The organism is Cognataquiflexum aquatile (assembly GCF_003316845.1).
GTDB lineage: Bacteria > Bacteroidota > Bacteroidia > Cytophagales > Cyclobacteriaceae > Cognataquiflexum > Cognataquiflexum aquatile.
Window position 1 is genome coordinate 1213446 of record NZ_QMIK01000001.1, and the last position, 18560, is coordinate 1232005.

Below are 18560 nucleotides of genomic sequence, written 5' to 3' on the forward strand. Positions count from 1 at the left end.
CTCTAAAATAAGGATTTTGGATCTATTTCGCCTGAAAGAAGTTTTTGCTTGGAATCGGGATATTCAGCGACCAACCAAGTTAAAAAATCAGTGAGATTGTACCTTTCTCTGTTTAAGGTTTTGATCTTTTCCTTCAATCGGATTTTAAACCTAGGATCCTTTAAAATTTCAAAGGCTTCTTCCAAAGTCCCTTCCTGATAACGCTTGTTGATAATCAAGCCATCCTCAGCCTGCCTTTGCAAAGTGCCGGCATCAAGTGAATTGACATAAATGGCAGGGGTTCCCAAAGCAGCGCATTCGGATGCCATGGTCGCACCTTCTCCTATAAAAAGGTCAGCAAAATACAAAACATGGTGGATCCTATTTGGCTTTATTTTGATTAAAAAAGGTTGAAGTTTGTAGGGCAAAACTCCCTCTGAGGAGATAAATACCTTGTATTTCTCACTGAGCTTTTTGACCAAAGTGATTTTATAGTCATCCGAGAAACCCATTTGTCCCTGATCATGAAAGGCTCCCCAAGAGACAAATCTTAAAAAAATAAACGGGGCGCTTTCCGTAATTCCCAACTCATTGAAAATCCCCATATCGGGTTGAAAGTACTTCTCATTGAGATAAAAAAGCTCCATGTGGCCTTTGAATTTATACTGCTTTTGCCCAAAATCAAGTAAGTAACTTTCGGGATTGAGTACGAGGTCGGTAAAAGGAAAGTACAACCTCCTATTGAGTTTGGCATGCTCTGTATCATCGAAAGAAATATGAGGCAAACCAAAAATAGAAGCCATATGGGCAACATAGGAAGCCGCAAAGCTTAAAGCTATATCAGGTTTTTTCTTAAGGTATAGCTTGAAAATATTCCATTCACATTTCAGAAGAAACAAGAACTTACCAATCGAAGACTTTGGATTTTTGCCCATTGGGATATAGTCCAAACCCTCCAATCCCAACAATTCGTAAGTAATCTCTTTGTTTCGGCAAGTAATAATAATCTCAAAACCCATCGCCTTCCAGTTTGCTATGGCATGCTTGAAATAATGCACGTTGGCCGGATGAATGATGTCGATGTGGATGGATTTCATTAAATAGAATTAGCTTCTAGGGATAAAGAGAACTTGTCGGTAAACGTCCAAAATTTTTTGAACGATTAATTGGTTGCTAAACTCTCCCACAAATTTCCTTCCATCAGAGCGCTCTCCTTTTTCTAAAATAATTCTCATTTTTTCCACTATTTCATATTTGTCAAACTTTGTAACAAAGCAGCCTTTTGTCTGACCAATGATTTTTTTCACATCACCGACATCGGTAGAAACAATTGGACAGTTACAAGCCATTGCTTCTTTTATTATTTGAGGCGAGCCTTCCGAGAATGAGGTAAGAAGTAGGATGTCACATCTGTTCAACATCTCTGCAACCTCCTTGCGGGTTTTATTTGACAATTCAATCAAGGTGGCATCAAAATCATTCAACATTAAAAATGATTCATTGGCCAGAGGGAAATTTTTAATCTTATTCGAAAAAGCGGAGGAAAATAAAATCTCTATTTTCTTCCTACCCAAGTCCTTTTTCAGTTCCTTATTTTCTATATCAATCGGTTTGAAAATATCTAAATCGACTCCGCAGGGAATAATGGAGAAGTTTGTTTTTGGTCTCCTAAACGCTTTTTGATAAAGTTCCTCAGAAACGAAAATGTTCCAACTTGCAAAAAGAATAGAAAATGAGGAAATTAAATTTGAAACTTTTTCATTAATGTCTGTCCCGTGATACGTCACAACAACAGGAAATCTTGACACTAAACCCGCTATAAAACCACAGTATCCATAATGGGCATGAACAATATCATATTCCCTATTTTTTAAAAATTTCCTGAGTTCAAACGCTCCTTTGACATAGCTTAAAATTCCTGTTCCCCTCAAAAAAAACACATCAACTGTGTGGATGTGTTTTTTTAAGCCTACAAACTGATCATATATATAAGCTCTATTTTTCTGAAAGTTTAATTCAGAGGGCTCAAAATTTGCTTTGCAGACTATTAAAATACGCATGCTTTTTTTTTTGAGATTTGAATTCAACAGCAAAAATATTATTTGAATTCACAAGTTTACGTTTTTGCCAAGGTCTGATTTTCTACACATGCGTGGTAAAATAATCGATTAATTTAAAAATTCTTCAAAGCTATTTACCTGCTGTAAAAAAGATATTCCTTAAAGATAACTCTATACTTAAACTATTATGTTGTAAATGAATTCAACTTTGTAGGATAATTCTTGTGATATATTGATGAAATTGAAAAATTTAAGGGTCAAACCGATTATTTTGATAAGATTCTTCAGATAATAAAATCTTTGTTATTTATGGACACCTGCTGTTAAGACAAAATTTTTCCTCCACTCCTCATGCCTCAGACTTATATAATATTTTGTTTTTGACAAATTAGAATATAAGCTTAAAAAAATCATGGTAATTGAAAATGAATAAGAGTTAACTGAGACGTAGTAAAAGAAAAAGAAGTCCCATAAAATAAACAGAAATAATATCCATTTTAAAATCTTATTGGTATTAAACCTAATCAACATAAAACCAAAACTTAAAAAAAGTATAACTCCAAAAAAACCATAGGCAATAAAAGTTTGAAAAAAACCGCTGCTACTTCCTTTGGATTTTAAACCATATTTACCAGAATCAAAATTCTCATAATCTACATCAATTTTAGAAAAACCGTCTCCTATATAAAAAGAGCTATCCTTTAAATTAATATTATGCAGAAATTTACTTAGTAATTCCAAACTTCCACCTCCACGACCTTGAATCAAATCTGTTTGATAAACTTTTTTACTATCACCAAAAGAATATTCCATTAAGTACTCAGAAAAAAAACTAGGGTCAAAACTCCCCCATCTTGAATTTTCAGGATTTAAACTTGGGTTAATTTTAACTGCAACAAACACACAAATAAAGCAAATAATAGAAACCTTAAGAAAATCAACCGGATTGATTCTTCGAGAAAAAACATAAGTCAAAATAACAAAAATTGGAAATATGAAAATTATTGATCTTTTATCCCCAATAATTGAAACACTAAAAACTATTAATAGATACAACCAATCTTTATAGCTAAGAAAACCATCTTTTTTAACCCAAATTAAAAAGAAGGCTATAATGGGTAAAATATTACTAGCTCCACCACCATTAAAAGAAATACTCCCCACCAAAGATTCTCCAAATCCCCAAATAAAAAACTTGAACAACGCGAAAATAAATTGGACACCTATAATCCATAACAAGGCATCTATATAAAATTCATATTTGATTTTAGGATAATGGACGAAACCAAGGATAAAAATAATGGGAACTAATTTTTTTTGAAATTGGCTAAAAATAATTAAAAAGTCTTGATCATTAATGTAGAAATTTAAGGAAAACAATACTCCCAAAAATAATAGCAAAATTATATAGGATAATTTATATCGGCTAAACTTATATTGAATTATAGGACCTAAAAACAAGTAAAGCGAAAAAAATAAAAAACCCAATTTATATATTCGGGTAAATGATGTATACTCATATCCTATGTATGAAAATAGCCCTTCACAATAAATGAAAATAAAAAATAAAACTAGTTTATCAAGTTTAAATTTGATGTAAATAGCCAACATACTCAGCGCAACTAGCAAATAATAAAAAGGTAATAGACCATTGCCTAAATACATTTCCACACCCTCTGCTAGAGAACTTTCCTCCATAAAATTTATTTTTTGAAGTTTAATTAATTTTGTTTTAAAAAATAAAAGGTATTATTTATAAATTATTAAGATAAATTTTTGACAATTGATAGGGTTACAAAAGATTCAATTTCATTGCCGAAGAAGGGTTTGAATCCAAATATCATTTAATAAAAAAGTTAATCAACAAAAAGGACATTTTTTTTTTAGAGGGATGAAGACGACCCAAACAAGAGGTAGCCATAATAGAAAAACAAAAAAATTATCAACTTAAAAAACTAATGATTGACACTAAATAAACTTATAAAACACTTTTCAACTATTAATGCCCAGTTGTTATTAACAACCGACCCCCTAATCAAATCAGAGTTATAATTATCACGATTAGAAATAAGTTTCCCTAAACCTTGACAGAAGCTCAATGGAGTATCTTCAATTAATACACCATATTTATTATTAATAACCTTCAAATTTTCTTGAGTTTTAGTAGCAATTACGGCCATACCAGCACTTAAATATTCAAAGGTTTTGGTAGGGGGTTGAAGGTTATATGCTTTAGAAATCGGTACATATGAAATTCCAATTTGACAACAATCCCAAAGGTATTGAATATCGATATGTCTCTTGCGTCCTAAAAAAAACACTGTTTCGTTTAGATTATTCTCCAAAATACAATTTTTAATGTTAAATATTTCTTGTTTTGTACCATCTCCAACTACATAATACTTAATTAATTGATCGGGATTTTTACTTCTAAATAGTACAAGTCCTTCAATGGTTTGATTTATGTTCCTATTATTTAATGTTCCGACATATAACAAATTTAACCCTTCACTAAAATTTTTATTAATACTTGAAATAGTATTTGTACCAATTGGTAAAATTGAAGTTTTGTTTTGAGGGAGATTTAAATGACCTCTTACTTTTTCTGTAATTACTGTTACTTTGTTAAAAAAAGTTGCCTCTTTTGTAATTTTTTGATCAAGTTTAAAGTTCAAACCTTCATCATTAGAAATAGAAACACTTCTAATATCTAAGATCATATTTTTCCAAAAAAACAACCTTTTTATCCAAGAACAACCAGGGAAATATTGGATGAAAATAAAAGAACGGTTAATTAGAAGGTAAAAAAAACAACTCATCGAAAATAATAACCCATTAATAATTTTATTATTTCTATCCTTTATGTAGACAACATCTATTCCACATTCTACAACTTTGGTGTATCCACTATCAAAACATATAAATAAAATTTCAAATAAATTTTTTGAATACTTACAGTGCATGTAAGCATCAGTATGATATCCAAATTGATTTTTATTAATATAGATTAATTTAAATTTTTTCATTTACTTAAAATTTAAATACTAAAAATCTACAAAATATTTTGATTAGTTGATTAAGATGTAAATGTCCGCTGCAATTCAATCAATAATATATATTTTGATAAGGTGGATTCTTAATTTAAGGAGAAAAAACACAAGCCAATGCTTATCATCTTTTTTAATGGATTTTAATCACTTGTTTCCATGTACAGTTCTTTATCAATAGATTCTTTAATAATAGAAAATATCGAAACCTTGATAGATTTGAAACAGAATGATTATATCTAAAAAGAAGGATTTTATCCAGAAAAATTATCAATTTCAAGTTTCAAATTTTTCAGCCTCGCTTCAACCATATAACAGAGAAAATAGGAATTAAAAAAAAGTTGAAATTAGCTTAGGTGATTTTTTTATTTTTTTTTGCTTTCCGCTATCAGTTTAAAGGTCATCTTAAAAAATTTATTTTCTACAATTAAAAATAGAAATACAATTCCGATAAGGAAATACCTTATGAAAAAATTTTCGGAAAGGAAAAAAATAAAAGATAAACAAAAACAAAAAAATAGTAGGATGTTTTCTTTAGAACTTAAAAAAGAAATTTGGCCTTGAAAACTTGTATATAAAGTTAGAAAAAGATAGTTTATAGCAGAAGGAAGCATAATGAAAAATGCCATACCTAAAATCCCAAATTCATTTTTAAAATAAAGAAGAAACAAACCTGAAATTATATAACTTAATAACTGAGCAAGTGATAAAATATAAACTTTATTATTTGTATAAGGCAAATAACCTCTCATCCTTACCATAATCTTAAAATAATTTAATAAAAGTATGAGATTCAGTATGAACATAGAATCTTTAAATTCATTAGCATTAATCAAAGAAATAATTTCAGGAGAAGCTAAAGAAAATATAATGATGATCGACAAAATTAATACAGATATACTATGGGAAATTTTAACAGTATCACTTTTAAAATTCTCGTTATCTTTATTCTCAAATAGCAATGGCATCCATGTCATGTGAATTGCAGTATTAATCAATTCCAATAACGAAGCAAGTCTAAGAGTGAAATTGAGTAAGCCAATTTGGCTATTGGAAAAGTAATCAACCAAAAGAAATCTAGAAAATGGTTCCCAAAAACCGATAAGAAAAATGTAAGGAATTAGACGTCCTGAGTATTTTATAATTTTTGTGATATAGTTAAGTTCAATTGAAAATTTTATATAGTTTTTGTTGATAAAAATAAAGCAAATAGTTGAGAAAATGACCTGAAATAAATGACCTAAAATAACAGAAATTAGTCCAAAATCCAGATAAAAAAGAAAAAATAAGATAGTAAATATTTTAACTAAAACAGCCAATATGTTAATAATTGTGAAAATCTTTGCTTTATTATCATATCTTGGAATTACACTCAAATAAGTACTTATTGCATTAAAGAAAACATAAAATATTCCAATAAAGTAAAAATTGAATTGGCTAATATCTCTTATGTAATACTTTAAAATATAGTCAGAAAAAAAATGCAAAATTACAACAACCACTATAGCTAAAAAAAGTGTTATAATTAAGCCACTACTTATTAATTTTCTTTTCTCTTCAAATTCCTTGGTCTCATAAAAAAACCTTCCAATCGCTGTATATATTTCTGAATTAATCAATAATGTAGCAAAACTAAAGAGAGTCAAAAACAACTCCATATAACCAAAGTCGTTGCTATCTAGAAAAAGGACATAAACTGGTAAAAGTATGAAGCCAGACGCCTTAGTTATAAGGGGAATTAGTCCATAAACAAAAAGATTTTTATTGAAATTTTTCAAAATTCTATATTAAATCAAAAAAACCTATTTCAATTGTCTGTGAATTTTTATTCTTCAAAAAGCCGGAGAATACGGTTCCCAACTTCATTAGCCCAAACCCCTAATCTTCCTAGCCGGATTCCCTGCCCAGACTTCATTGGCAGGAATGTCGGAGATGACCACCGAACCCGCCCCGACGATGCTGTTGTCTCCGATGCTGATTCCCTGCTTGGCTACTGCCCCCACTCCAAAAAAAACTTTGCTTCCCAAGGTGACATTTCCCGCCAAAGTGGCATTGGGTGCAACATGGGAAAAATCTCCGATGACGCATTCATGCTCGATAATCGCCCCGGTGTTGATGATGACTCCCTCGCCGATCTTTGCAAGTGAATTGATGACTGTGTTTTTTCCTACAAAGGTGGAAAGACCGATTGTTGCCTTTGATGAAACCAAAGCAGTTTTATCTATCACAGCCAATTGATTAAAACTTTTACTCTTGATAAAACTGACAATTTTCTCCCTGATGGAATTGTCACCGATGCAGGGAAATATCAAATTTTCATCTAGGATCGGACCCACATCATCAGCCCTTTCATCGCCAAAAAACTCCAGGTTGTAGGGATCCTCCACATTAAAATCCTTTGCAAAATACCCCCCAACATGAAGACCCTGCTCCAGGATACTGTCCAAAACCACATAAGCGTGGCCTGAATAGCCGATGATGAAGATTTTATTTTGTTGTGTCATTTTAATTTAAGGGGATGATTTTTTATCTAAATTGAAGAATTGAATTTCATTGTTTTTGTCAAAAGTCTTTTTTTTGACTTGGGATATTTTCGGCCAAAAACCGGATTGCATTTCCTTTTCTACCAAGATTTGACTCAGTCCGAATGGCTCCAGCCAGGCGGGCCCGTCCGAATGGCTTCAGCCGGGCGGGCCAGTCCGAATGGCTTCAGCCGGGCGGGCCAGTCCGAATGGCTTCAGCCGGGCGGGCCAGTCCGAATGGCTTCAGCCGGGCGGGCCAGTCCGAATGGCTTCAGCCGGGCGGGCACTACGTGGCCAGTTGTCGCTATCGGCTGTACCCTCAATTTATAAATCCAGCTTCAGGACAAGTAGGATAGCGACGCCTCCTCTTACCTCTCACCTTTTACAATCCTTCATTCCTCTACCTTCATCCTTTCTCTGCGTCCTCTGTGGTTAAAAATTTTATTGATCTTTCAAAGAAACGGATGGTCGGCCAATGGTTTTTTAGAAAAAGGATGGTAATCACCAATCAATCCTATGCCTTTCTGCTGCCTGATGTCATGGACGAGTTCGACCGAACTTCTAGCTTCCTGCAAACCAAACCCTTTTCCCATCAAAATCCCGGCATAACTTTCGGTATGCAAATCCACAAATCCATCGCTAAACTCAATTTCCTGTCCTTCCAAAGCCAAAGACCGATAGATAGTTTTCCCTTTTGCCAAGATGGATTCGGGCAATGTTTCCTGATTGATACTCAAAAACCACCTGACCCGCGCCCTTTCCAACTCAAGGTATCCTGAAGCCCTGTCATGGGTCTGCAGGTGGACGATATTGCTTTTTACTTTCCCAAAAATCCATACCAACATGTCAAAAAAATGAATCCCGATATTGGTGGCAATGCCTCCGGATTTGCTTTCATCCCCTTTCCATGAGGTGTAATACCAATTCCCCCGGGAGGAAATATAGGTGAGGTCAATGTCATGGATTTTATTGGCAGGTTCGGAAATGACTTTTTGCCTGAGGGCCAAAATCGCAGGATGAAGGCGCAGCTGAAGGATGTTGAAAACCCTCGAACCGGTTTCTTTTTCTACCAATTCAAGTCCGTCCATATTCCATGGATTGAGTACCAATGGCTTTTCGCAGATCACATCGGCACCTAGCCGCAGTCCAAACCTGATATGTGAATCATGAAGGTAATTAGGCGAACATACACTGACGAAATCCACCCCTTTCCCTTCTCTTTTCAACTTTTCCAGATGTCTGTCAAATCTTTCAAATTCAGAAAAGAATGATGCTTTGGGAAAATAGCTGTCCATCACCCCTACCGAATCAAACTTATCAAAAGCAGCCACCATTTGGTTTCCTGTCTCTTTGATTGCCTTCATATGTTTTGGGGCGATATACCCTGCGGCCCCGATCAGCGCAAAATTCTTCATTTTGGAACTTCAGATTTACGGACTTTCTTATTTTCCAATACATACACTTCGCCGCTTTCTGGACATATTGCTTTTCCTTCTTTGTCAAAATCAAGCTTATGGCCAAATTCCGACATCCATCCTGTCTGTCGGGAAGGATTACCGATCACTAAAGCATAATCAGGAACGTCTTTGGTCACTACTGCCCCGGCCCCGACAAAAGAATAAGCCCCAATTGCATTGCCGCAAACAATTGTCGCATTGGCACCTATTGTAGCACCTTTTCCAACTTTGGTGGATAAATATTCATTCTTCCTGCTGATGGCAGAACGGGGATTGATGACATTGGTAAATACCATAGAGGGTCCCAGGAAAACATCGTCTTCGCAGGTAACTCCAGTATAGATAGAAACATTGTTTTGGACTTTGACATTATTTCCAAGGATAACTTGAGGAGATACTACCACATTTTGACCAATGTTACAGTTTTTTCCGATTTTGCAATTGGCCATAATATGGGAAAAATGCCAGATTTTGGTCCCCTCTCCTATTTCGCAGCCTTGATCGATATAGGCTGATTCGTGTGCAAAATATGGTTTCATAGGAAATAGCTTTGGATAGAATCAATGATCAATTCTAATTGTTCAGGTTCCATTTCTGTATGCATGGGAAGTGAGATGACTTCCTGACAGAGTTTTTCAGCAATAGGAAAATCACCCTGTTTGCAGCCATAGCTTTGATATGCTACCTGAAGGTGAACCGGAACAGGATAATATACCATGGTAGGAATTCCGTTAAATGCCAGGGATTTGACAAATGCTTCCCTGTCAACTCCCTTCAATTTGATTGTATATTGATGGAAAACATGGGAAGATTCCAGCACCCTTTTTGGAATGGAAATATGTGGATGCTTGTCAAAGGCTTTGTCATAAGCGGCTGCTACCTCATTTCTTGCTTTGATATATCCGTCCAAATACCTGAGTTTTACCCGAAGCATGGCAGCCTGAATGGTATCCAGGCGGGAATTAACCCCTATGGTGTGGTGATGGTATTTCTTTTTTTGTCCGTGGGTGGAGATCATCCGCATTTTTTCGGCGAGGTCATGGTCATTGGTAAACAATGCACCGCCGTCGCCAAAACAACCCAGGTTTTTGGAAGGAAAAAATGAAGTTACCCCAATGTCTCCCATGGTACCCGATTGGGCCACAGTCCAATCCCGAAACCTATAAACCGACCCGATGGATTGGGCGGCATCTTCTATCACTTTTAACCTATGTTGCTTTGCTATTTCCAAAATGGATTCCATGTCAGAACATTGTCCAAAAAGATGCACAGGAACAATTGCCACAGTTCTTTCTGAAATCACAGGCGCAATCTTTGCCACATCAATTTGAAAAGTATCTGGATCTACATCCACAAAAACAGGTTTCAGTCCCAAAAGTGCAATCACTTCCACCGCTGCGACATAGGTAAATGCCGGAACTATCACTTCATCCCCGGGTTTGAAATCAAGCGCCATCATCGCTATCTGCAAGCCGTCAGTGCCGTTGCCGCAGGGAATGACGTACTTACAATTGAGGTATTGCTTCAACTCATCAGCAAACAGCCTGACATGGGGTCCGTTGATAAAAGCAGTCTGATCAATGACTTCCTGCATGGCAGCATCGATTTCATCTTTTATTTTTTCATATTGGGACCTTAGGTCCACCATCTGGATTTTTTTCATTTGTTCATTATGCTTTCCAAAGGCAATGGCATAGCTTCGCCACCTGGGTCACAGTAATTATCGGGATTTGGGAATTAAATCAAACTTTAAATTCATAATTCCAAGGTCTGGGGAGTTTTGTAAAAACAATAGTACTTTTCCCGAGGCCGAGGGGTTATTTAAGTTGACATAATGAAAGTTTAACTTGATTATTCATTCTAACCCTCCTCCAACTCCCCTGATTCCTCCCTCTTACCTTCCACTTTTCCCATCCATTCTTCCTAACTTCAAACTTCTTCCCTTCTACCCCCTTCTCATCGCCCGCTTCCACCATGGCAACTGAACCTCATCATGGTAACCGTAGTGGCTTGAATAGCCGTAGCCATACCCATAGCCGTAACCGAACCCATAACCTTTATCAATGTGGACATCATTGAGGATGGAGTAAATTTTTGAAACTCCGCCTTTTTCAATCAAATTGTTCAATATCTGGATATTGCTCTTGTTGGAAAATCCCTGCCTGAAAATAAAAAAGTTGACATCCGAATGCTTGAAGAGTTCTTTGGTCTCAGAAACCAAGCCTGCGGGAGGACAATCCAATACAATCACATCGTACTCCTCTTTGATTTCCGCCATGATTTTGGAGAACTTATTCTGAAGGAGCAACTCGGCAGGATTGGGAGGAATAGGGCCTGAGAGGATAATGTCAAGGTTTTCATACTTTGTTTTTTTCACCACCTCCCTCCAAGGGACGTCTTTACTCAGGCAGCTACTCATGCCTTGGTAATTGACCAGTCCAAACTCTTCCGCTATTTTGGGTTTCCTTAGATCCAACCCAATCAGCAAGGTCTTTTTGCCCAAAAGTGAGTACACAGAAGCCATATTGATAGATGCAAATGTCTTTCCTTCACCGGAAATACTGGACGTAAACAAGATGGTAAGCTGCTCTTTATTGGGACTCAGGTAGGACATATCCGCCCTGATGTTTCTGAAGGATTCGGTTACGGAAGACCTTGGATTGTGCAAAACGGGTTTGGGGTCACTGCCTTGGTTTCTCCCGATCATACCGATCAGTGGGGTTTTGATCTGCTTTTCGAGTTCCTTGGGATCTTCAATTTTGGTGTTTAGAAAATCCCTTATGGAAATGTAGCCAATGGAAAAAATCAAACCAATCGCCAAACCGATGATCAGGTTGGTGATTTTCTTTGGAAATACAGGCTCTTGTCCTGCTCGGGCCAAGTCCAGAATGGAATTTTTAGGCATGTTCGACGCCCTTGTGATTTCAGATTCTGCCCTTTTTTGGAGGAGGTAGACGTAAATGTTTTCGTTTACGGTAAATTTCCTTTGGATTCCCAAAAGCCTTCTTTCTGTTTCGGGGAGAGAATTGATTTCTTTTTCTACTCTTTTTATCTGAGAATTGATTTCCTGCAAGTAGGTATTTGTATTGCGGATAGAAGACTGCACATTTTCTTGCAGGGCATTTTTGGTATTCCGGATCTGGCTGTTGATTTCCCTGATGGGTGGTGCTTCCTCTGAAAAGTTATTGGAAAGCCTCATTTTTTCAACCTGAAGTTCACTGATTTTCACTACCAAAGATTGTAACAGTGGGTCGGTATTGCCGATAATTGCCGGAGCCACGATGTCACTGGCATTGTCTTTATTGACGTAATTTTGCAGGGTCTGAAAATACCTCAGGTTAATCTCAGCCTGAGATTTGTCTTTTTCAAGTTCTTGGAGCCTCAAAAAAATCTGCGAACCTTCTTCACTTAAATTGAAAATCTTGTTTTCGGATCGGTATTTTTCCAGACTCCCTTCAAAAAAAGCAAGTGAATCTGTGATTCCGCTCAATTGGTCTTCAATAAACCGGATGGTATTCTCCGCTGCTTTGTTTTTTTCATCCAATTCCCGCTGCAGGTATACTTCCATCAGTTTGTTGAGGTATTGCTCCCCCATCCTTCTCACAGGCGTTTCAAAGGAAATATTCAGTATGGAAGCCTGTTTGTTGGTAGGGGTGACCGAAATTTTATCTTTTAGAAAAAGCGCCAATGAAGGCGTGTCTACCAATTGGATGAGAATTCTGTCACCGGGTTGGGCATTGTTGCTTTCAACTTTAATATTTAAATATTCCGATTCAATGGTTTCACCAAATGAATAAGTAGGATTGTGTTCAGGGATATCTTTGATTTCAGTTTTGTAGAATGGATCGGAAGGATTGAACAATTCAAAATCATCTCCTTCAGGCATGAAGCTGAATGTCTGACTATCCAATACCTCAATCAGAAATTTTCCATTGACCAGCTGCTTGTGGGTCCAATCCACGTCTACGTCAACAGGAACTCCTGCATGAACCTGTGAGCTCATCAACAGGTCGTCTGTAAAATAAAAAACATCCAAACCGAGTTCAGTAATTGCCTCCTCGGCAAGGGTATAGGATTTGAGGATGCCGATTTCGTTTTCGACGTTGTTTTTAATTGGCATCATGCCAACGGCATCAAAAATTTCGGAACCCAAGGCCTGCGGTTCTTCGGTCACAATTACCGAAGATTGGACCATGTATACTGGTGTTGCATACTTATTGAAAAGGAATGCTGCCAACACACAGACCAAAGTACAAATGGCAATAAATGGCCAGTACTTGAGGTAATTGAATAAGATCACCTTCAACTCTATATCATCCTCATGCGGCGGCATAAAAGGATCAGGCATAAATGGGTAGGAGTTGTTAGCACTCATCAATTTTGGAGGATAATATTCAAAATCAAAGCAACAGCCGTAACGGAAGAAAGTATCAGTGCCACCGTCTGTGCGGTGTTTTCACCGGTACCGATCTCCCTTGTTTTCAGAGGTTCAGCGTAAATCTGGTCATTGGGTTGTATAAAATAAAAAGGAGTCTGTATAATCTGTCTGTCATTTAGGTTGATCCTGTGAAGCCTTGTCCCATCAGGATATTGCCTTACAAGTAAGATTTGGTCCCTTTTTGCCACAGTGGTCATATCTCCCGCTTGAGCAATGGCTTCAAATATGGTTAGCCTGTCCTGAAGGACGACATATTTGCCTGGTCTCCTGAATTCACCAAGGGTCGAAAACCGGATTCCACCCAACTTAACCCTTACAAAAATCTCGGAAGTCACATATTTTTTCAACTCTTTTTCCACCAAAATCCTGATTTCATCCAAAGTCATGTCATTGACCTGAATTTCCCCTAAGAGAGGCATTCGGATAAAGCCATTTTTATCAATGGTATAGCCGGTCATATAGTAAATGTCCCCGCCGGATTGGGCAATCTGACCAAAAACAGCATTATTGGCTTCATTCTGGATTTTGGAGGTAAGGCCTTTTTCAAGAATCTGTTCTATGGTCTGAATCTGGATATCGATGATGTCGTTGTACTGAAGCCTGTATTCAGGCAATTCATAGCTGATCAATTCTCCATCCTGAATGACCTGATTTCCTTCAAGGTTTTGGTAATACATAATCTTCTTGTTGGATACACAAGAGGTGAAAGAGAGCATAAAAACCATTACCAAAAGACTCCAAACAACCTTTCTCATGGCCGGATCAAAAGAAATTTTCATGGGAAATGTATTGTGTAAACTTAATCAAATAATTTAACATTGGACAAAAATCAGCCCCGGTGGAAATTTGACCGGAAGCTTTTGGCTAATTACGAAAAAAAGCAAAGAACAGAAATCGTTTATTATATTTTTGGCCATAAAATAAAAGAATCCAATCAGAGATTCAGAAGAGAAGATCAAATGGAATTCTTTCATAGACATGAGCTTCTTTGCCAGGAACCTTATATTCTTTTTCAGCGGGGACGGAAGACGGAAGACCGATGTACCGGGCATTTCAATCTGCAGACAAGAATTTAAATGGATATCAAATCTACTGTCATAACAGCTTGCATCCATTATTTTTTTTTCAATTTGAAAATGAAATAATGCATAGGGGGAATTACCCGTCTGTTTTCTTTTCTTCAAATAAGGAAGGCACGTATTCTTTTTCCTCAAGTTTGACAAGATAGCCGTCTTCAAAAGTGGCCAAAACATAGAATTTATCATCCCGATTGACCCGATAGGTTTTTTGAATCCCGTCTAGGTTACTCAAAACCGCATTTTCATTTTGCCTCAAAAATTTCTTTTCAGTCATTCCCTGATAATATTCCTGGTTAGGACCGAAAACACTGCACGAACCCAACAAGACAATAGAAAGGATCAAAATCAGTAATTGCTTCATATTTTTTATTGTTTTTTCAAGTTAAAATATTGCAAATACTTTGCCACGAAATTTATCACTGATATTGAGAGACTTAAGAATAAAAGCTTTGGTTTTTATTTAGCTTGTTTGAAACCGGAGATTTTTGCCTTACATTTGCGTCCTAGCGGCACGACCAGCTCCTGCTGAATCCCCCAGGTCCGGAAGGGAGCAAGGGTAAGCAGTCGTAGCGGTGCGATGCCGCTTCTTTTTTTTATTTTTTTTCCACTTTTTGAATTTTGGAATACACGACATTTCAATTACCCATTCATCATTTTACATTCTTTTTCCCCTTCCATTTCCTGATTTATCAATTAACTTTGTACACTTCAACATAAACAAACAACATATGAAATTCTTTATTGATACCGCCAACCTGAATGATATCAAGGAAGCCTACGATCTTGGCGTATTGGACGGCGTCACTACCAATCCATCCTTGATGGCAAAAGAGGGAATCAGCGGGGAAGAAAGAGTCCGTGCCCATTACAAAGCCATCTGCGACATCGTAGACGACAATGTAAGTGCCGAAGTCATTGCCACGGATTTTGAAGGAATGATCAGGGAAGGCAAGGAACTTGCAAAAATCGATGACAAAATCGTCGTAAAAATCCCCATGATCAAAGACGGTATCAAAGCCATCAAGTATTTTTCAAATGAAGGCATCAGAACCAACTGTACTTTGATTTTTTCAGCAGGCCAGGCACTTCTTGCCGCAAAAGCCGGCGCAACCTACGTTTCACCATTTATCGGAAGACTGGATGACATCTCCTACGATGGCTTAGAGCTGATCGATCAGATTGTCAATATTTATGAAAATTATGGCTATGCCACCCAAGTTTTGGCGGCATCAGTAAGACATACCATGCACTTGATCAAATGTGCCGAACTCGGTGCAGATGTAGTGACATGTCCTTTGAAAGTTATTTTGGGATTGTTAAACCACCCACTTACAGACTCGGGATTGGCAACTTTCCTTGCCGACCACGCCAAGGCTGCAGGAAAATAAGTGAAAAAATGGGATCGGTGAATTGACTACGATTTCCGATCCCTTCATTTCTTTTCAAAGGGATACATTGTTTTTCCTGCAAAAGATTGAAACACAATCAAAAAAACGGTTGTTTAGCCACTTGACACCGGAACCTCCAAAAATCATGTATATCTTAAAAGTAAAAGGAAAAGCTAAAATCCCTGATTATGTCCAAATCAGAGATGATAATTTTGTTTTGGTGGCCTATTTCAGGGCTGATAGACCCTTGAAGAATATTGAGAAATTCGGTTTGGAGGGAAAAGAAACAGAACTCGAGACACTCATCAGAGACCTCCCATTTGGAAAAACCCAAAAAATTGAGATTTAATGGAATTTGGAAAGCAAGCGATCATTGAGGTTAAAGATGCCTGTATTTTTCAGGGCTTGGATGCAGTCCTGCAGGATGTCAGTTTTTCGATCGGAAAAGATGAATTCGTTTTTTTGATTGGAAGAACAGGAAGTGGAAAAAGCTCCCTCTTAAAGACCCTTTATGCGGATTTGGCGCTTAAAATGGGACAAGCTGAAATCGTAGGCTTCCAACTAGCCAAGATCAAAAAGAATGAAGTCCCCTACCTCAGAAGGAAACTTGGGATAGTATTCCAGGACTTCCAGCTTTTTCCGGATAGATCTATAGCTGAAAATCTCTTCTTTGTCATGCGGGCCACCGGCTGGAAAGACAAAGAGAAAATGAAAAACAGGATGATTGAAGTCCTCCTCAAAGTTGGTCTTGCCGATGCAGCCACAAAAATGCCACATCAGCTATCAGGTGGAGAACAGCAACGTGTGGTGATCGCCAGGGCACTGATCAACCAACCTTCTATTCTTTTAGCCGACGAACCTACGGGGAACCTTGACCCCGATGTAGCAGACGGGATTTTCAAACTATTTCAGGAAATCAACAATGAAGGTACTGCCATCCTGATGGCGACCCACAACCATGATTTATTGAGAAAATATCCCTATCGTGTATTGAAATGCGAGAAAGGGAAACTGCTTGACAGCAAAACATCTGACATCACCATCAACACTTCTTATTAAATCCGGAATATTTGAAAATTCTTAATAAATTTTCAATCATTTGGGGTGGAATCTGCGTTTTGATCTATGTTCATTCCTGATGTTCTATTCCTTAAAGTAATTGTATATGAAATATTTATTCAGTAAAAAAACAGGACTTTCCCTGTTATTTGGCTCCTTGATTTTCTTAAACGGCTGCAAAGACAAAACTGAAGATCCCGTACCGGAATTGTCTGCCAATGCAAAAGTCAATACATGGATTCAGGAAATGATGGATACTTATTATTTCTGGTTAGATGATATGAAAAATCCGATTGCTTTAGAATCTGACCCTGAAGATTATTTTGAATCCCTTCTCTTTAGACCAACAGATAGATTCTCGGTCATCTATCCGGATTATCAGGAACTCATCAACAGCCTATCAGGAGTGAGCAAAGAAGCGGGATATGAAGTTACACTTGCCCGCGAAAGCAGTACCAACAACAATGTAATTGCATTCATTACTTATACCAAAAAGGGAAGCCCTGCAGAAAGTAAGGGTCTAAAACGTGGCGATCTGATCACCCATATCAACGGGGTCAGGATGACACTGGACAATTACCGGGAAATACTGGGACAAAGATCTGAGGCTCATTCTATTTCTTACCTCAGGTATAATGCAGGTTCTTCCTCATATGTAGCGCAGACTCCTGTGGACCTGACTACTTCCGTTTTATCGGAAGACCCTAATTTCCTAGACTCTATTTACACTATTGGAAATCAAAAAATCGGATATGTGGTCTATCATTTCTTTGCTCCTGGGATTGAAGGGCAGTCAACCAGATATGATGATGAAATGGATGCTATTTTTGCCAAATTCAAGGCAGAAGGCATCAATCACCTGATCTTAGATTTCAGATACAACGGTGGAGGCATTCAATCCAGTGCTGTCAATCTTGCCAGTTTGATTGCGCCGGGGGTGACTACAAATGATATTTTATCTAAAAATAAGTTTAATTCATTTCTTTCTGGATTTAATGAATTCAAAAATGTAACCATAAAATTTGAAAGCAAACCAGAAAACCTTGGACAAATATTGACTGGAAATCGGGTATTTATCATCACCTCATCCAGAACCGCTTCCGCAAGTGAATTGATCATCAACGGGCTAAAACCATACATGGATGTATTTTTGGTTGGAGGATTAACTTTTGGAAAAAACGTGGGGTCTGCTCCGATAGAAGATGAAGAAAACATAGAGAATAAATATGGACTTTTGCCGATAATTTTCAAATCGTTCAATAAGAATGACCAATCTGATTATTCTAACGGCTTTCAGCCGAATATCCAAGGAAATGAGCTTTCCCAGCCAACCTTGTTACCACTTGGAGACACCAATGAGTTCCTATTGAAACTGACATTGGAGCAGATCACAGGAACTCCATCTTCCGATAGGCTTAAGCTTATTGACAGAATAGATCTTGGCAGCTCTATAGAAAACCAGACAAGGTTTGGAAAATTGATTGATGACCAGACGAAATTTAAATTGAAGCACTAAAAACAAAAATCAAGC

16 protein-coding genes and 1 other RNA gene are annotated in these 18560 nt (G+C 37.1%); 5 read left to right on the top strand and 12 right to left on the bottom strand.

Annotation, left to right across the window (positions count from 1 at the left end; translation table 11 throughout):
• Positions 1 to 2: 2 nt before the first annotated feature.
• From DQW11_RS05000 to DQW11_RS05065, 12 genes are all read right to left on the bottom strand, one after another.
• The gene (locus tag DQW11_RS05000; RefSeq protein WP_113922865.1) at positions 3 to 1076 is read right to left on the bottom strand and encodes a DUF354 domain-containing protein; all 1074 of its coding nucleotides are present in this window, start codon (positions 1074 to 1076) and stop codon (positions 3 to 5) included.
• Between the two features lie 9 nt (positions 1077 to 1085).
• On the bottom strand, positions 1086 to 2039 hold the full coding sequence (locus DQW11_RS05005) for a glycosyltransferase (RefSeq protein ID WP_157966037.1): 954 nt from the start codon (positions 2037 to 2039) through the stop codon (positions 1086 to 1088).
• Between the two features lie 303 nt (positions 2040 to 2342).
• A complete protein-coding gene (locus tag DQW11_RS05010; protein WP_113922867.1) occupies positions 2343 to 3737 on the bottom strand; it encodes a hypothetical protein in 1395 nt (464 codons plus the stop codon).
• A gap of 257 nt (positions 3738 to 3994) precedes the next feature.
• Positions 3995 to 5065: a glycosyltransferase gene (locus tag DQW11_RS05015; RefSeq protein ID WP_113922868.1), complete on the bottom strand. Its 1071-nt coding sequence runs from the start codon at positions 5063 to 5065 to the stop codon at positions 3995 to 3997.
• A gap of 386 nt (positions 5066 to 5451) precedes the next feature.
• Positions 5452 to 6864 (bottom strand): lipopolysaccharide biosynthesis protein, encoded by a 1413-nt coding sequence (locus DQW11_RS05020; RefSeq protein ID WP_157966038.1) that lies wholly within the window; start codon positions 6862 to 6864, stop codon positions 5452 to 5454.
• Positions 6865 to 6951: 87 nt separating this feature from the next.
• Positions 6952 to 7590: an acetyltransferase gene (locus DQW11_RS05025; RefSeq protein ID WP_113922870.1), complete on the bottom strand. Its 639-nt coding sequence runs from the start codon at positions 7588 to 7590 to the stop codon at positions 6952 to 6954.
• Positions 7591 to 8060: 470 nt separating this feature from the next.
• The gene (locus DQW11_RS05035) at positions 8061 to 9023 is read right to left on the bottom strand and encodes a Gfo/Idh/MocA family oxidoreductase (RefSeq protein WP_113922872.1); all 963 of its coding nucleotides are present in this window, start codon (positions 9021 to 9023) and stop codon (positions 8061 to 8063) included.
• Positions 9020 to 9604, bottom strand: a complete 585-nt coding sequence (locus DQW11_RS05040) for an acyltransferase (RefSeq protein WP_113922873.1) — start codon at positions 9602 to 9604, stop codon at positions 9020 to 9022. Before DQW11_RS05040 ends, DQW11_RS05035 begins: the two co-directional genes overlap by 4 nt.
• Positions 9601 to 10728 carry a DegT/DnrJ/EryC1/StrS family aminotransferase gene (locus DQW11_RS05045; RefSeq protein WP_113922874.1) on the bottom strand — a complete coding sequence of 376 codons (1128 nt, stop codon included), beginning with the start codon at positions 10726 to 10728 and terminating at the stop codon, positions 9601 to 9603. The genes DQW11_RS05040 and DQW11_RS05045 overlap by 4 nt, the downstream gene beginning before the upstream one ends.
• Before the next feature lie 282 nt (positions 10729 to 11010).
• The gene (locus tag DQW11_RS05050) at positions 11011 to 13440 is read right to left on the bottom strand and encodes a GumC family protein (RefSeq protein WP_113922875.1); all 2430 of its coding nucleotides are present in this window, start codon (positions 13438 to 13440) and stop codon (positions 11011 to 11013) included.
• Complete coding sequence (locus DQW11_RS05055; protein ID WP_394337137.1) at positions 13440 to 14228, bottom strand: polysaccharide biosynthesis/export family protein; 789 nt, start codon at positions 14226 to 14228, stop codon at positions 13440 to 13442. The genes DQW11_RS05050 and DQW11_RS05055 overlap by 1 nt, the downstream gene beginning before the upstream one ends.
• Positions 14229 to 14661: 433 nt before the next feature.
• Complete coding sequence (locus tag DQW11_RS05065; protein ID WP_113922877.1) at positions 14662 to 14943, bottom strand: hypothetical protein; 282 nt, start codon at positions 14941 to 14943, stop codon at positions 14662 to 14664.
• Between the two features lie 142 nt (positions 14944 to 15085).
• Between DQW11_RS05065 and ffs the strand changes: the two genes are divergently transcribed.
• From ffs to DQW11_RS05090, 5 genes are all read left to right on the top strand, one after another.
• Positions 15086 to 15172, top strand: an RNA gene (gene ffs / locus DQW11_RS05070) — signal recognition particle sRNA small type.
• A 138-nt stretch (positions 15173 to 15310) separates the two neighbouring features.
• Entirely contained in the window at positions 15311 to 15970 is a 660-nt protein-coding gene (gene fsa / locus DQW11_RS05075; protein WP_113922878.1) for a fructose-6-phosphate aldolase, read from the top strand.
• 145 nt (positions 15971 to 16115) lie between these two features.
• Positions 16116 to 16319: a fructose-6-phosphate aldolase gene (locus DQW11_RS05080; RefSeq protein WP_113923225.1), complete on the top strand. Its 204-nt coding sequence runs from the start codon at positions 16116 to 16118 to the stop codon at positions 16317 to 16319.
• Positions 16319 to 17029 (top strand): cell division ATP-binding protein FtsE, encoded by a 711-nt coding sequence (locus DQW11_RS05085; protein WP_113922879.1) that lies wholly within the window; start codon positions 16319 to 16321, stop codon positions 17027 to 17029. The genes DQW11_RS05080 and DQW11_RS05085 overlap by 1 nt, the downstream gene beginning before the upstream one ends.
• Before the next feature lie 106 nt (positions 17030 to 17135).
• The gene (locus DQW11_RS05090; protein WP_113922880.1) at positions 17136 to 18545 is read left to right on the top strand and encodes a S41 family peptidase; all 1410 of its coding nucleotides are present in this window, start codon (positions 17136 to 17138) and stop codon (positions 18543 to 18545) included.
• The last annotated feature ends 15 nt before the right edge of the window (positions 18546 to 18560 follow it).